Source organism: Virgibacillus halodenitrificans (assembly GCF_001878675.1).
In the GTDB taxonomy this organism is placed as follows: Bacteria; Bacillota; Bacilli; order Bacillales; family Amphibacillaceae; genus Virgibacillus_Q; species Virgibacillus_Q halodenitrificans.
Genome location: NZ_CP017962.1, coordinates 2,134,732 through 2,149,515, shown reverse-complemented (window position 1 = coordinate 2,149,515; position 14,784 = coordinate 2,134,732). Strand labels below are relative to the sequence as shown.

Here is a 14,784-nt window from a genome sequence, read left to right as displayed (position 1 = left end):
AACCATGGAATTGTATCAACACTTTAGAAAAGAAGAACAGCCGTTTATTGATCAAGTCATGTCTTGGAAAGAAGATGTGGAACAAAAATTCGAACATAAGATAACTGATTTTCTTGACCCTAGAGAACAGCAAATTTTGTTGTCCCTGATTGGTGAAACAAATGATGATATAAATGTCTACCTGGATGGTGGGAGTCTAAATGCGGAAAGGCGCCGGGCTGTTATTGCTCCTTTCTATGAAAGAAAGGAAAGAGAGGTATTTCAACTGTCTCTGCTTCAGGCGTCCTATGCTAATAAATTCGTTACCTTAACTCATCGTGATGTAATGGGAGCTTTTTTATCACTAGGTATTAAAAGGAAAAAGTTAGGAGACATTTTTATTGGTGATGGGCTTGTGCAAATAATAGCTGCGAATGAAATAACTTCATATGTCACTGCTAACTTAACTGCTATAAAGAAGGCAAAAATAACCCTTGAGGAAAAACCTTTTTCGATGGTTATGGAAAAGGAAGTAAATTGGTTAGAACAAGATAAAACAGTTTCATCTTTACGATTAGATACAGTTATAAAGGAAATATATAACTTGTCCCGAAAAGATGCTGCTCTATTTATTAGTAAGCAACAAGTTAAGGTCAACTTTAAAATTGAAGAAGACGCCAAGTACCGGCTGCAGAGTGGGGATATGCTTTCAATCCGTGGAAAGGGAAGAAGTAAAGTAGTATCTATTAATGGTTCTACCAAAAAAGATAAATTAAAGATCACGGTTGCACTCTTAAAATAATTTATGAGGAAAGCAGGAATTAATCGATTTATGTCGAATAAATAAAAAACAGTTTTTTCAAATAAAGGAGGTGGCCACTGTGCCATTAACACCATTAGATATTCATAATAAGGAATTTACAAGAAGCTTCCGTGGCTATGATGAAGATGAGGTAAACGAATTTTTAGATCAGGTCATTAAAGATTATGAGATGGTTATAAGGGAGAAAAAAGACTTACAAGAAAAAGTTAGCCAGTTAGATGAAAAGCTGGGTCATTTTACCAATATTGAAGAAACATTAAATAAATCTATACTGGTTGCCCAAGAAACTGCTGAAGACTTAAGAGGAAATGCTACGAAAGAATCTAAGTTAATTGTAAAAGAAGCTGAAAAGAATGCAGACAGGATCATTAATGAGGCATTGAACAAGTCACGGCGTATTTCCATGGACGTTGAGGAACTAAAGAAGCAGGCGAAGGTTTTCCGAACACGTTTAAAAATGCTTGTAGAGGCTCAATTAGAAATGATTGGAACTGACGATTGGGACCAATTGTTTGATACCGAATTGGGCGAGGAACTTGATTTAGTTGAAAATGACTCGTAGAACTTGACGATTTTAATATTTATACATAAAATAAATAGACAAAGAAATTTATCAATTAAATGAAAACGAAGACGATGAAAGAGAGAGTATAAAAGTGGATACTGGTCAGCGAGTCAGGGGTGGTGGAAGCCTGATACAGAAATACTTTTGGAAGATCACTCTGGAGTTTCCATCATGAAGGAATAGTAATGGTGGACGTGTTATTCACGTTACGAATATCGAGTGAATTTAAAATTAGCCTGATTTTGAATTTATAAGGGTGGTACCGCGAGTCTTCTCGTCCCTTCTGGGATGAAGAGGGCTTTTTTTATGGTTATGTAAATAAAGAAAATACTAAGGAGGAAATAAGATGGATTATAAAGAGACTCTATTGATGCCAAAAACAGATTTTCCAATGCGTGGAAATCTTCCTAATAAAGAACCAAAGAGACAAGAACAATGGGAAGAAATGAATATTTATAAAAAAGTACAGAATAAAACAGAAGGACGTCCTTTATTTGTGCTACACGATGGACCTCCTTACGCTAATGGTGATCTCCACATTGGGCACGCATTAAATAAAATTTTAAAGGATTTTATCATTCGGTATAAATCAATGACTGGATATCATGCGCCATATGTTCCTGGTTGGGATACACACGGACTGCCAATTGAAACAGCATTGACTAAAAACAAAAAGATAAAGAGAAAAGAACTAAGTGTAGCGGAATTCAGGAAGTTATGTGCTGAATACGCTATGGGTCAATTAAATAACCAACGTACACAGTTTAAGCAGTTAGGTGTACGTGGTGATTGGGATAATCCATACATTACGTTAACAAAGGATTATGAAGCAGCTCAAATTAAAGTATTTGGTGAAATGGCTAAGAAAGGCTATATCTACAAAGGATTAAAGCCTGTATATTGGTCTCCATCTTCTGAATCTGCTTTGGCTGAAGCTGAAATTGAATATCATGATAAGAAGTCCCCATCCATTTATGTTTCTTTTGAAGTACGTGATGGAAAAGGTCTGCTTTCAGGTGGAGAAAAATTCATTATTTGGACTACAACACCTTGGACCATTCCTGCTAATTTAGGCATTAGTTTACATCCCGATTTGGAGTATGTAGTTGTTAAAGTCAATGAAGATAAATTTATTATTGCTCATGCGCTACTAGAAGCTGTTACTGACGAGCTTGATTGGGAAAATCCTGAAGTGGTTCAAACATTTAAAGGTCAGGAGGCAGAGGAAATTGTTGCCAGACATCCTTTTTATGATCGTCATTCGCTAATTATGCTTGGTGAGCATGTCACCACAGAAGCAGGTACAGGTTGTGTTCATACTGCTCCTGGACATGGTGAAGATGATTTTTATGTTTCTAAACGTTACGGTATCGATGCATTATGCCCTGTTGATGAAAAAGGTGTAATGACAGAAGAAGCACCAGGTTTCGAAGGATTATTTTATGATACAGCCAACAAGCCAATTACGGAAAAGCTGGAAGAAGTGGGAGCGCTCTTAAAGCTTTCATTCATAAAACATTCCTATCCACATGATTGGAGAACAAAGAAACCAACTATCTTTCGTGCTACTGCACAATGGTTTGCCTCAATAAAAGATTTTCGCCAAAATATTTTGGAAGAAATAAAGGAAGTAAATTGGTACCCAAATTGGGGAGAAACGCGTCTTTACAATATGGTGCGAGATAGAGAAGATTGGTGTATCTCAAGACAACGCACATGGGGAGTCCCTATTCCTGCGTTTTATGGTGAGGACGGCACGCCAATCATAACAGATGAAACGATCAATCATGTTTCTGAGCTATTTGCTGAACACGGTTCTAATATCTGGTTTGAATGGGAAGCAAAAGACCTTCTACCTGCTGATTATACTTCCGAGCATAGTCCAAACGGTAATTTTACAAAAGAAACAGATATTATGGATGTGTGGTTTGATTCTGGTTCCTCTCATCAGGGCGTATTGGAAGGTCGCGAGGAATTACAGCGCCCAGCAGATATTTATTTAGAGGGTAGTGACCAATACCGCGGTTGGTTTAATTCATCCTTATCGACTTCTGTTGCGGTGACAGGCAAGTCGCCATATAAAACCATCATCAGTCATGGCTTTGTATTGGATGGGAATGGAAGAAAGATGAGTAAGTCACTTGGCAATGTAATGGTTCCATCCAAAGTTCAAAAACAATTGGGCTCTGACATCTTAAGATTATGGGTTTCTTCTGTTGACTATCAGGCAGACGTACGGATTTCCAACGACATTCTGAAGCAAATTTCAGAGGCCTATCGTAAAATTCGTAATACATTTCGATTCTTATTGGCCAATTTAGCAGATTTTAATCCAAATACAGATCGTATTGCCGAAGAGAATCTTGAGGAAGTAGATAAATATATGCTTTATCGTTTGCAGAACCTGGTTGAAAATGTTCGAGGAAATTATGATACGTACGAATTCTCACCAATATTCCATCAGATTCATAATTTCTGCGCTGTCGATCTCAGCTCGTTCTATTTGGACTTTGCAAAAGATGTATTATACATTGAGGCAAAAGACAATAAACGTCGTCGCAGTATTCAAACAGGATATTATGAAGTGTTAACAACTTTGGTTAAGTTACTTACACCTATCATTCCGCATACTGCAGATGAGCTTTGGGAATATATCCCTGGCGTTGACGAAGAGAGTGTTCAGTTAACGGATATTCCTGAACCAAGAAAAATCTCTGATATGGAAACTATTGTACCGAAATGGGATCATTTTATGGAAATCCGTGATGATGTTCTTAAAGCCTTAGAAGAAGCAAGAAATGAAAAAGTTATTGGTAAATCACTAGAAGCAAAAATAACTCTGGTACCTAAAGAGAAAAAGTCAAAAGAAGTGCTACAATCAATGGAGCATCTGCATCAGTATCTCATCGTCTCAGATGCTGATATTGTAGATAATGCGAATGAAACAAAAGAGTACAAGTATATTGATATTGCTGTAGAGAAGCATCCAGGAGAGAAGTGCGAGCGTTGTTGGGTAGCATCAGAAACAGTTGGAAATGATGCGGAACATCCGACTCTATGCAGCCGTTGTGCAACTGTAGTAAAAGAACATTATACTGTCTAAAATTCTAACTACTCCCTAGCCAAGAGCTGAGGAGTAGTTTTCGCTTTCAATATAAGCTCTATACTAATTCGCAGAGTAGATATACTGCGACGTAATTTGTGGAGAATGAAGTAATTCATTTTACAGAGGAAGCACCCATTGATTTGCGTTTCAGGCAGACGCTTTCCGCCGGCATAGCCTCAGCCGCTTCCTCCGCTACGCTCCGTCCAGGGTCTTCGCCTCATGCTATTCGAAGCCACTGAAAAAGTCCGGTAAATTCTTGAGAAGGCTAGTTCCAAAAAATTACATCACCACTTTTTAGTCTATGAGTGGAATAAACTGGTTCTGGCTCTCCATTTATGCATATTAACAAAACAAAATTTTGGGATAGTGTCTTTTGAAAAACTTCTATTTTAGTAGAAAATGACTTTTTCAGTGGCCTCATGCTATTCCGGCAGGAGTCGCCGCCCTCCACTCCAATCAATTCGTACACAGCATATTCTGGGGTATGCAGACGCAATTTTTCTTCCTAGGTATAATAGTAAATAGTAGCGAAGGAAAAATACGGAGACTCCTGGGGAAGGTGAGGCATCGGTGAGACCCCGGAATGCGTAGTATTTTTCCGTAGCGGTGTTATTTAGCTATTTTATATTAATTGGGAAATAAGTTTTCACTACGTCGCAGTTTCCTCCAACTATGAAATAAAGGGTAATATAAAAGAACAATTAGTTGGTAACTATTGTTTTATTCGTTAGGTTAAATGGAGTCTTGTTTAGTCTTTTGTTATAATCTGTTGATAATTTATGAGTTTGCGTTTAAGATAAAAAAGACTTAGCTATTGGAATCGGGGGAAATAGAATGTATTTATATTATCTTTTTGCATTGATTATCATCGGATTGGATCAATTAACAAAGTGGCTTATAGAACAATCAATGCAGATTGGCGAAAGAATAACAATAATTAATGATTTCTTTTATCTCACATCACATCGTAATAAAGGTGCTGCCTGGGGAATTCTCCAGGGCCAGATGATATTTTTTTATATCATTACCATTGTGGTGGTTATAGGTGTAGTTGTTTATATGCAAAAATATGCGAAAACAAATAGGTTGCTTGGAGTATCGTTAGCCTTTATTTTAGGTGGTGCAATCGGGAACTTTATAGATAGGTTATTTCGACACGAAGTGGTAGACTTTTTTGATTTTATCATTTTCAATTACGACTTTCCTATTTTTAATGTTGCAGACTCTGCTTTAGTAGTGGGTGTTTTCCTTATCATCATTACTACAGTTTTAGATGAGAGAAAGGAAAGGAAGGAAAATAATAAATGACGAAGATATTTAATTATAGTGTTACATCAGAGCAGGCTAAAACGAGACTCGACAAGTTATTGTCAGACGTCAATCCAGATACTTCCCGCTCACAAATACAGTTGTGGATTAACTTGAATTTAGTAAAAGTTAACAGTGAAGATGTTAAAGCAAATTATAAATGCCAACCTGGTGATGTGATAGAGTGGACGGTTCCACAGACTGAACCATTAAATATACAAGCAGAAAATATTCCGTTAGATATTGTATATGAGGATACTGACTTATTGGTAGTCAACAAACCAAAAGGAATGGTAGTTCACCCATCAGCAGGCCATCAATCAGGTACTTTAGTTAATGCTTTATTATATCACTGCAATGATTTATCCGGAATAAATGGTGTAGAACGTCCAGGTATTGTTCATCGTATTGATAAGGATACAAGCGGTCTGTTAGTTGTTGCTAAGAACGATATTGCCCATACCCATCTTTCAGATCAAATGGCCGCAAAAACGATAGAGCGTAAGTACGTAGCAATAGTTCATGGGGAGATTGCTCATGAGACTGGTTTAATTGATGCACCGATTGGTCGTGATCCCAAGGACCGGCAAAAAATGTCGGTAGTCGATAATGGAAAACCAGCAGTAACGCATTTTCGTGTTTTGCAGCATTTTCCAGATTATACGTATATTGAGTGTCAGTTGGAAACTGGAAGGACTCACCAGATCCGGGTACATATGAAATATATTGGTTATCCATTAGTAGGGGATCCTAAGTACGGGCCAAGAAAAACAATGGATATAGGTGGTCAAGCTTTACATGCCAAAAAGCTTGGATTTACTCACCCTATAACGAAAGATTGGCTGGATTTTGAAGTTGAAGCTCCTGAGCAGTTTAAAGAAGTTTTATCTTATATTGAAAAAATGTATTGACAGAGAGAGAGCAATTTGAAATAATATAGCAAATGGATGAACCTTTAATCTAGTCCTGTGAGGCTTAAAGGAAGCGTTATGTTTGGAATATGTATGATATGCATAAACCAATCCCTTTTCTCCTCATAGAGAAAGGGATTTTTCTATGAGAAGGGTGATGAACATGAAGAAGAAGACAGACATTCTTGATAAACCTGCAATTAGTCGAGCTTTAACAAGAGTTGCCCATGAAATTGTTGAGAGGAACAAAGGGGTAGAAGATGTTGTGCTAGTGGGTATTAAGACAAGAGGAGTCCCGCTGACCAAACGATTACATGATAAAATCCGGCAAATAGAAAATATTGAAGTTCCTATTGGGGAATTGGATATTACATTGTATCGAGATGACTTAGAAAAAAGCACAACGCACCAGGACCCTGAATTAAAAGAAACCAATATTGAGGTTGACCTTTCAGGAAAAACAGTTATCCTTGTAGATGATGTGTTGTACACGGGACGTACTGTAAGAGCAGCTTTGGATGCTATTATGGACATTGCTCGTCCATCACAAATTCAGCTTGGTGTATTAGTAGACCGAGGACACAGAGAATTACCAATCCGTGCAGATTATGTAGGAAAGAACATACCTACCTCGGATAAGGAGATCATTGTTGTTCAGCTAGATGAAATAGATAATGCAGATCAAGTATCTATTTATGAAAAGTAAAACTAAATTATGAAACCTTTAACTAGATCCAGAGAGGTCTATAAGGTTGCCCTGAAAATACGTATGCTCAATACGTATACCTCTTTGCAGCCTTTTGCAAGGAGGTTTTTTTATGGAAAAAAAGAAGGCACTTGAAATTTGTAAGAAAAATCTATTCGTTGATGATAAAGGAGAGGAATTATGAGACATTTTATTTCAGTAAACCAATTGAGTGTGAAAGAAATTCATTCCCTTTTAGATACTGCCGAATCACTGCGAAACGAAAATAAAAAAGTCAACGACCAAATCTTTGCTGCAAATTTATTTTTCGAACCAAGTACAAGAACAAAAATGAGCTTTATTGTTGCACAGAGAAAGCTTGGATTGGAAGTGTTAGATCTGCACGAGGATATTTCCAGCACGAGAAAAGGTGAAACACTATATGATACTGCGAAGACGTTCGAATCGATAGGAGCTAATTTACTTATTGTTCGACACCATGCTGATACATGGTTTGAGGACCTGCAAGATCAAATTTCGATACCAATTATTAATGGAGGCGCTGGAAAGGCGGAACACCCTACCCAATGTTTATTAGACCTTTTAACTTTATATCAAGAGTTTGGTAGATTAAGAGGATTAAATGTAGTTATTGTAGGCGATATTAAGCACAGTAGGGTTGCTCGTTCCAACGCTAATGCTCTTAAAAGGCTTGGGGCAAAGGTTAGCCTTTGTGCAGCTCCTGGTTTTGAAGATCATAGCTTAGACTTTCCTTATATAACGATAGATGAAGCTACTAAGAAATGCGATGCTTTGATGCTTTTGCGTATTCAACATGAGCGGCACACAACCAACTCATTTATTGATGATTACCTGAAAAATTATGGGCTGACAAAGGAAAGAGAAAAAAGAATGCAGAAGCATGCAATTATTTTACATCCTGCCCCAATAAATCGTGGAGTGGAAATAGACTCTGACTTGGTAGAATGTGAGCGATCCAGAATTTTTAAGCAAATGAATAATGGAGTGTATATAAGGATGGCAATAATGATTGAATTATTACAAGAATGGGGGTTATTAAATGAAAATATTATTGAAAAACGCGAGAAGACTGTCGTCAGTGTATAAATTAGAACCATGTGAAATTTTAATTGAAGGAAATCGTATTAAACAAATAAAATCAGCTATCCGTGAAAACGCAGATCGCAACATAGATTGTAATGGAAATGTTGTCTTACCAGGGTTTATTGATGTGCATATACATTTGCGCGAGCCCGGCGGGGAACACAAGGAAACAATTAAAACGGGAACGCTGGCGGCTGCGAAAGGTGGTTTCACAACTGTATGTGCCATGCCGAATACGAATCCGGTCCCTGATCGAAAAGAAACTTTGGAAAAATTGGTTGAAAAAATTAAAAAAGAGGCAAAGGTTCGTGTGTTGCCATATGCAGCAATCACAAAAGATTTAAAAGGTGAAGAATTAACAAATATTGATGAATTAGTCATGGCAGGGGCTTTTGCCTTTACAGATGATGGCGTGGGCATACAAACTGCTGATTTTATGTTAAAAGCTATGAAGCAGGCAGCCGCTTCTGGAAAAGCTATTGTTGCTCATTGCGAAGATAACTCTATTGTCTATGGTGGTGTTGTGCATGATGGGGATGTAAGTAATAGACTAAATCTTCCAGGATTACCTGCACTAAGTGAGTCAGTACAAATTGCCAGGGATGTGTTATTGGCTGAAGCTGCCGGATGTCATTATCATGTCTGTCATGTAAGCTCCAAAGAATCCGTTAGAGTAATTAGAGATGCAAAAAGGGCTGGCATCCACGTAACAGCTGAGGTTACCCCTCATCATTTATTATTAAATGAAAACAATATAAAAGATCAAGATTCAAATTATAAAATGAATCCTCCATTACGCGCCAAGGAAGATCAGGAAGCATTATTAGAGGGACTGTTAGATGGTACGATTGATTTTATCGCAACAGATCATGCTCCACATGCAGAGGAAGAAAAATCACAAGGGTTTTTGAATGCTCCTTTTGGCATTGTAGGTCTGGAAACAGCATTTTCTCTACTTTATACATATTTGGTTAAAACAGAAAAAATTAAGCTGCACCAGCTAGTTGATTGGTTAACCAAAAAACCTGCAGAAGTTTTCCAATTGCCATATGGAAAATTAGATGAGAACACGATTGCAGATATTACGATTGTTAACTTGGAAAAAGAGTTAAAAATAAATAAGGAAACATTTCAATCCAAGGGGAGAAATACACCTTTTCAAGATTGGATAGTATCAGGTATACCTGTAATGACAATAGTTGATGGGGAAATAGTTTTCGAGGGGGATATGAATGGATAATAGACAGCTTATATTAGAGGACGGTACTGTATTTACAGGAGAAAGTATTGGCAGTGACACTTCTGCATTTGGAGAAATTGTATTTAACACAGGCATGACCGGCTATCAGGAAGTTATTTCTGACCCCTCCTATTGTGGACAAATTGTTATGATGACATATCCCCAAATAGGAAATTATGGCATTAACCGTGAAGATTTTGAGACGGTGACCCCTTTTATAAGAGGTTTTGTTGCGAAGGAAGTCTGTGAGCACCCGTCAAACTTCCGAAGTGAAGAAACATTAGACAGTTATTTAAAAGCAAATAATATTCCCGGAATAACAGGGATTGACACAAGGAAACTGACTAGAATCATTCGGCAGCATGGGACAATGAAAGCAACAATTGTTCCAATAGATCAACCGGTTGAAGAAGTAAAAGAAACTATGCACGTAACAAATTTACCTGCAGATCAGGTGAAGCAGACTTCTACAGTAACACCATTCGTGGTGCCAGGCAGAGGAAAGCGGATTGTAGTTGTAGATTTTGGAATGAAGCATGGTATTTTACGAGAGCTGACAGAACGGCAATGCCATGTAACGGTTGTGCCATATAATTACAGTTCTGAACAAATTTTACGCTTAAAGCCAGATGGCATTGTCCTAACAAATGGGCCTGGAAATCCAAAAGACGTTCCAGAAGCTATACATATGATAAAGAATATTATTGATAAACTTCCTATTTTTGGTATTTGCTTAGGGCACCAGCTATTAGCCTTAGCATGTGGAGCTGACACAGAAAAGATGAAATTTGGACATCGAGGTGGTAACCATCCAGTGAAGGATCTGGAAACAGAAAAAACGTATATCACCTCTCAAAACCATAGCTATGCTGTAAAGAAAGCTTCTCTTAATAATACTGAATTGTTATTAACTCATGTTGCACTTAATGATAATACAGTAGAAGGTATAAAACATCGGGTTTATCCTGCGTTTTCCGTTCAGTTCCATCCGGAAAGCTCCCCTGGTCCCGAAGATACCAGTCATTTCTTTGATTCATTTATTAGCAAGTTAATTGTAGACCAACCGAAGGAGGAGAAGATATATGCCTAAAAATACAAAAATAAAAAAAATCCTCGTTATTGGGTCAGGGCCCATCGTCATCGGGCAGGCCGCAGAATTTGATTACTCTGGTACGCAAGCATGTCAAGCGCTAAAAGAAGAAGGTTATACAGTTATCTTGGCCAATTCAAATCCAGCTACAATTATGACGGACCATACGGTAGCTGATAAAGTATATATGGAACCATTAACTGTTGAATTTCTTACGAAGATTATCAGGGTAGAAAAGCCGGATGCTCTTCTTCCTACACTTGGGGGACAAACTGGTTTAAATTTGGCAGTGGCATTAGATGAATCTGGAATATTAGAAGAATATCATGTGAATTTATTAGGTAGTTCTTTAGAAGCAATCCAACAGGCGGAAGATCGTGATAAATTTAGAAAACTAATGAAGGAGCTAAATGAGCCTGTCCCTGATAGTCAAATTGTTCATACAGTAGAAGAAGCTTGTGAATTTGCTGCACAAATAGGTTTTCCATTAATTGTCCGACCTGCTTATACTCTTGGGGGAACAGGGGGAGGTATGTGTGCAGACCTTTCAGAATTAAAGGCAATTACAAGAAATGGATTGTCACTATCTCCAGTAAACCAATGTTTAATTGAGAAGAATATCGCTGGCTTTAAAGAAATTGAATATGAAGTAATGAGAGATCAAAAAGATCAAGCAATTGTTGTTTGCAATATGGAAAATGTAGACCCTGTTGGTATACATACAGGAGATTCGATCGTGGTTGCTCCTTCGCAAACGTTAAGTGACCGAGAAAACCAATTATTAAGAAACGCATCTTTGAGAATAATTAGGGCATTGAAAATTGAAGGTGGCTGTAATGTACAATTAGCTATTGATCCTCATAGTTTTCAATATTATATTATTGAAGTTAATCCAAGGGTAAGCCGATCATCTGCGCTCGCTTCTAAAGCAACCGGTTATCCAATTGCGAAAATGGCCGCCAAGATAGCTGTTGGTCTGAGCTTGGATGAAATCATTAACCCAATAACAGGGAAAACTTACGCCTGTTATGAACCTGCTCTTGACTATGTAGTTTCAAAACTTCCGCGCTTTCCATTTGATAAATTCATTACAGGTGATCGTTATCTCGGTACCCAAATGAAAGCAACAGGAGAAGTTATGTCGATTGGGCGTAATTTTGAAGAATCATTGTTAAAAGGGGTACGTTCATTGGATATTGGCACGGAATCACTTTATATGGAACATATTGCAAAACTATCCAAACAGAAAATCATTGAACGTCTAATTAAAGCAGATGATGAAAGAATCTTTGTAATCGCTGAGGCCTTTAGAAGAGAGATGACTATTGATGAGCTCTTCCACTATACAAAAATAGATCGATACTTCCTTAATAAGATACAAAAATTAGTACAGATGGAAATGGAATTACGTGAAAATCTGTATGAGTACAATATTTTAAAGTCAGCCAAAGAACGAGGATTTTCAGATGAACATATTGCAAGGTTATGGAATAGGGATATTGATGAAATTTACCAATTCAGAAAAGAAAACAATTTAATACCAATTTATAAAATGGTTGATACATGTGCTGCTGAGTTCGAATCTGTTACTCCATATTTTTACAGTACCTATGAGGATGAAAATGAATCAATAATCACTGAAAGAAAGAAAGTGTTAGTATTAGGTTCTGGCCCGATTCGCATCGGACAAGGAATTGAGTTTGATTATGCTACAGTTCATTCTGTATTAGCCATTAAAGAAATGGGTTATGAAGCAATTATTATGAATAACAACCCGGAAACAGTATCTACTGATTTTAGCATATCAGATAAACTATATTTTGAACCATTAACATTAGAAGATGTTATGCATGTGATTGATTTGGAGAAACCTGAAGGAGTCATTGTACAGTTTGGTGGTCAGACCGCCATCAACCTTGCAGCTGGGCTTGAACGGAGAGGGGTAAAAATCTTAGGTACAAGTTTAGAAGCAATTGATCAGGCTGAAGATCGTGATAAATTTGAAATATTATTGGAAGAGCTTAATCTGTTAAGACCCAAAGGGAAGTCTGTACTCGCTCTTACAGAAGCAACATCAGTCGCAAACCATATTGGTTATCCAGTACTAGTAAGGCCATCATATGTAATAGGTGGCAGCAGAATGGAAATTGTCTATAATGATGAAGAATTGCAAGCATACCTACTAAAAACAAACAGCATTACAAACGAGCATCCTATTCTGATTGATAAATATATTACTGGTATTGAAGTAGAGGTTGATGCAATAAGTGACGGAGAAACAATTATCGTGCCAGGAATAATGGAGCATATTGAACGTGCAGGTGTGCATTCCGGTGACTCCATTGCAGTATATCCTCCTCAACGTTTAAGTGAGCAAATAAAACAAAAATGTCTGGATGCTACCATAAAGCTAGCTAAAGCATTAAAAGTAAAAGGACTAATCAATATACAGTTTATCATACGTGATGAAGAGGTTTATGTATTGGAAGTAAATCCACGTGCAAGCCGTACCATTCCTTTCCTTAGTAAGATAACAGGAGTAACTATGGCGAAGATAGCTTCCAAGTGTATTTTGGGTGAAAAGCTGACAGACTTAGGGTTTCGTACAGGAATCCTACCAGAAGATGATCAAGTATCAGTCAAGATTCCAGTCTTTTCTTTTGAAAAATTACGTAGTGTAGATACTACGCTTGGACCAGAGATGAAATCTACCGGGGAAGCGATTGGTTACGACAAAACACTAGAAAAAGCGTTATATAAAGGCTTGATTGCTGCTGGACTGCGTGTACCACATGAAGGAGCAGTGTTGCTTACAGTAGCGGATAAGGATAAAGAGGAAGTTCGTTTTATAGCGGAGCGATTTCATCAACTCGGCTTTCATTTGTATGCAACAGAGGGGACTGGTGCATTTTTACAGAGATTTGGAATTCCAGTAACCAAGGTAGGCAAGATTGGGGCTGACGAACCAAACGTCTTATCAATTATTGAAAATGGACTTGTGCAGTTTGTTGTTAACACATTAACATCTGGCACGCGACCACGCTCAGATGGATTTCGAATCAGAAGGGAAGCAGTTGAGCATGGCATTGCTTGCTTGACCAACCTGGATACTGCAAATGCCATTGTTAATGTTATAGATTCTACTTCATTTAGTGCCAAGCCTATTGTGAATAAAGAGGTTGAAATTGTATGATTAAAAAAGTTGAAATGCTCATCTCGCAAAGGAGAATTATTGCTTTAGACACGGTAGAATTAACACTTAAAAATAAATATATTAGCCAAACAGCAAGGCCTGGTCAGTTTTTGCATATTCTCGTTGAAGGCCACTCGTTAAGACGCCCACTGTCAATTGCATCCATAAATAAGGTTGCTGAAACAATTACTGTTTTATTTAAAATAAATGGTCCGGGGACAAAAAAGCTTTCAGAATACAAAAATGGAATGTACCTTGACGTCCTAGGGCCTAATGGCAATGGCTTCCAAATTGAAGAACATGATAACACCATCTTATTAATTGGAGGGGGCATTGGAGTTCCCCCTATGTACTTTCTTGGAAAACATCTTGTGGAGCAAGGAAAGAAAGTTATCTCCATACTGGGTTTTCAATCAGCAGGGCATGTTTTTTATGAAGATGAATTTGAAGCTTTAGGTAGAACCATCATTGTAACAAATGATGGTTCTTATGGAGAAAAAGGATTTGTAACCGATGCATTACGTTTAGTAGAGGATTTTGATTGTTATTATACATGTGGGCCTTTACCAATGCTAAAAGCAGTTACGGCAAAATTAAATGATTGCAGTGGTTATATCTCGCTGGAAGAGCGAATGGGTTGTGGAGTTGGAGCTTGCTTTGCATGCGTTATTCCTACAAATGATCATTTTGGCTATAAAAAAATATGTAAAGATGGACCTGTTTTTCATTCAAAGGAGGTATCTTTGTGACAGATTTACG

At 37.5% G+C, this 14,784-nt stretch carries 11 protein-coding genes and 1 other annotated feature; all 11 genes read left to right on the top strand.

Annotated elements, in window-relative coordinates; all coding sequences use genetic code 11:
- Positions 1-4: 4 nt before the first annotated feature.
- The 11 genes from BME96_RS11240 (at position 5) to BME96_RS11185 (ending at position 14,774) form a co-directional block, all read left to right on the top strand.
- Entirely contained in the window at positions 5-781 is a 777-nt protein-coding gene (locus BME96_RS11240) for a YlmH family RNA-binding protein (RefSeq protein WP_060680417.1), read from the top strand.
- Between the two features lie 79 nt (positions 782-860).
- Complete coding sequence (locus BME96_RS11235) at positions 861-1,364, top strand: DivIVA domain-containing protein (protein ID WP_019378506.1); 504 nt, start codon at positions 861-863, stop codon at positions 1,362-1,364.
- A 65-nt stretch (positions 1,365-1,429) separates the two neighbouring features.
- Positions 1,430-1,652, top strand: a binding site (T-box leader).
- Between the two features lie 61 nt (positions 1,653-1,713).
- Positions 1,714-4,470 carry an isoleucine--tRNA ligase gene (gene ileS, locus BME96_RS11230; protein ID WP_071649088.1) on the top strand — a complete coding sequence of 919 codons (2,757 nt, stop codon included), beginning with the start codon at positions 1,714-1,716 and terminating at the stop codon, positions 4,468-4,470.
- Between the two features lie 837 nt (positions 4,471-5,307).
- Positions 5,308-5,781, top strand: coding sequence for a signal peptidase II (lspA, locus tag BME96_RS11220; RefSeq protein WP_019376542.1), 474 nt, complete (start codon positions 5,308-5,310; stop codon positions 5,779-5,781).
- Entirely contained in the window at positions 5,778-6,692 is a 915-nt protein-coding gene (locus BME96_RS11215) for an RluA family pseudouridine synthase (RefSeq protein ID WP_019376541.1), read from the top strand. Before lspA ends, BME96_RS11215 begins: the two co-directional genes overlap by 4 nt.
- A gap of 163 nt (positions 6,693-6,855) precedes the next feature.
- The gene (gene pyrR / locus BME96_RS11210; protein WP_019376540.1) at positions 6,856-7,398 is read left to right on the top strand and encodes a bifunctional pyr operon transcriptional regulator/uracil phosphoribosyltransferase PyrR; all 543 of its coding nucleotides are present in this window, start codon (positions 6,856-6,858) and stop codon (positions 7,396-7,398) included.
- A 180-nt stretch (positions 7,399-7,578) separates the two neighbouring features.
- Positions 7,579-8,505: an aspartate carbamoyltransferase catalytic subunit gene (locus BME96_RS11205; protein WP_019376539.1), complete on the top strand. Its 927-nt coding sequence runs from the start codon at positions 7,579-7,581 to the stop codon at positions 8,503-8,505.
- On the top strand, positions 8,459-9,742 hold the full coding sequence (locus BME96_RS11200) for a dihydroorotase (protein WP_019376538.1): 1,284 nt from the start codon (positions 8,459-8,461) through the stop codon (positions 9,740-9,742). Before BME96_RS11205 ends, BME96_RS11200 begins: the two co-directional genes overlap by 47 nt.
- Positions 9,735-10,832 carry a carbamoyl phosphate synthase small subunit gene (locus BME96_RS11195; RefSeq protein ID WP_071649086.1) on the top strand — a complete coding sequence of 366 codons (1,098 nt, stop codon included), beginning with the start codon at positions 9,735-9,737 and terminating at the stop codon, positions 10,830-10,832. Before BME96_RS11200 ends, BME96_RS11195 begins: the two co-directional genes overlap by 8 nt.
- On the top strand, positions 10,825-14,025 hold the full coding sequence (carB, locus tag BME96_RS11190; RefSeq protein WP_071649085.1) for a carbamoyl-phosphate synthase large subunit: 3,201 nt from the start codon (positions 10,825-10,827) through the stop codon (positions 14,023-14,025). The genes BME96_RS11195 and carB overlap by 8 nt, the downstream gene beginning before the upstream one ends.
- A complete protein-coding gene (locus BME96_RS11185) occupies positions 14,022-14,774 on the top strand; it encodes a dihydroorotate dehydrogenase electron transfer subunit (RefSeq protein WP_019376535.1) in 753 nt (250 codons plus the stop codon). Before carB ends, BME96_RS11185 begins: the two co-directional genes overlap by 4 nt.
- Positions 14,775-14,784 lie beyond the last annotated feature (10 nt).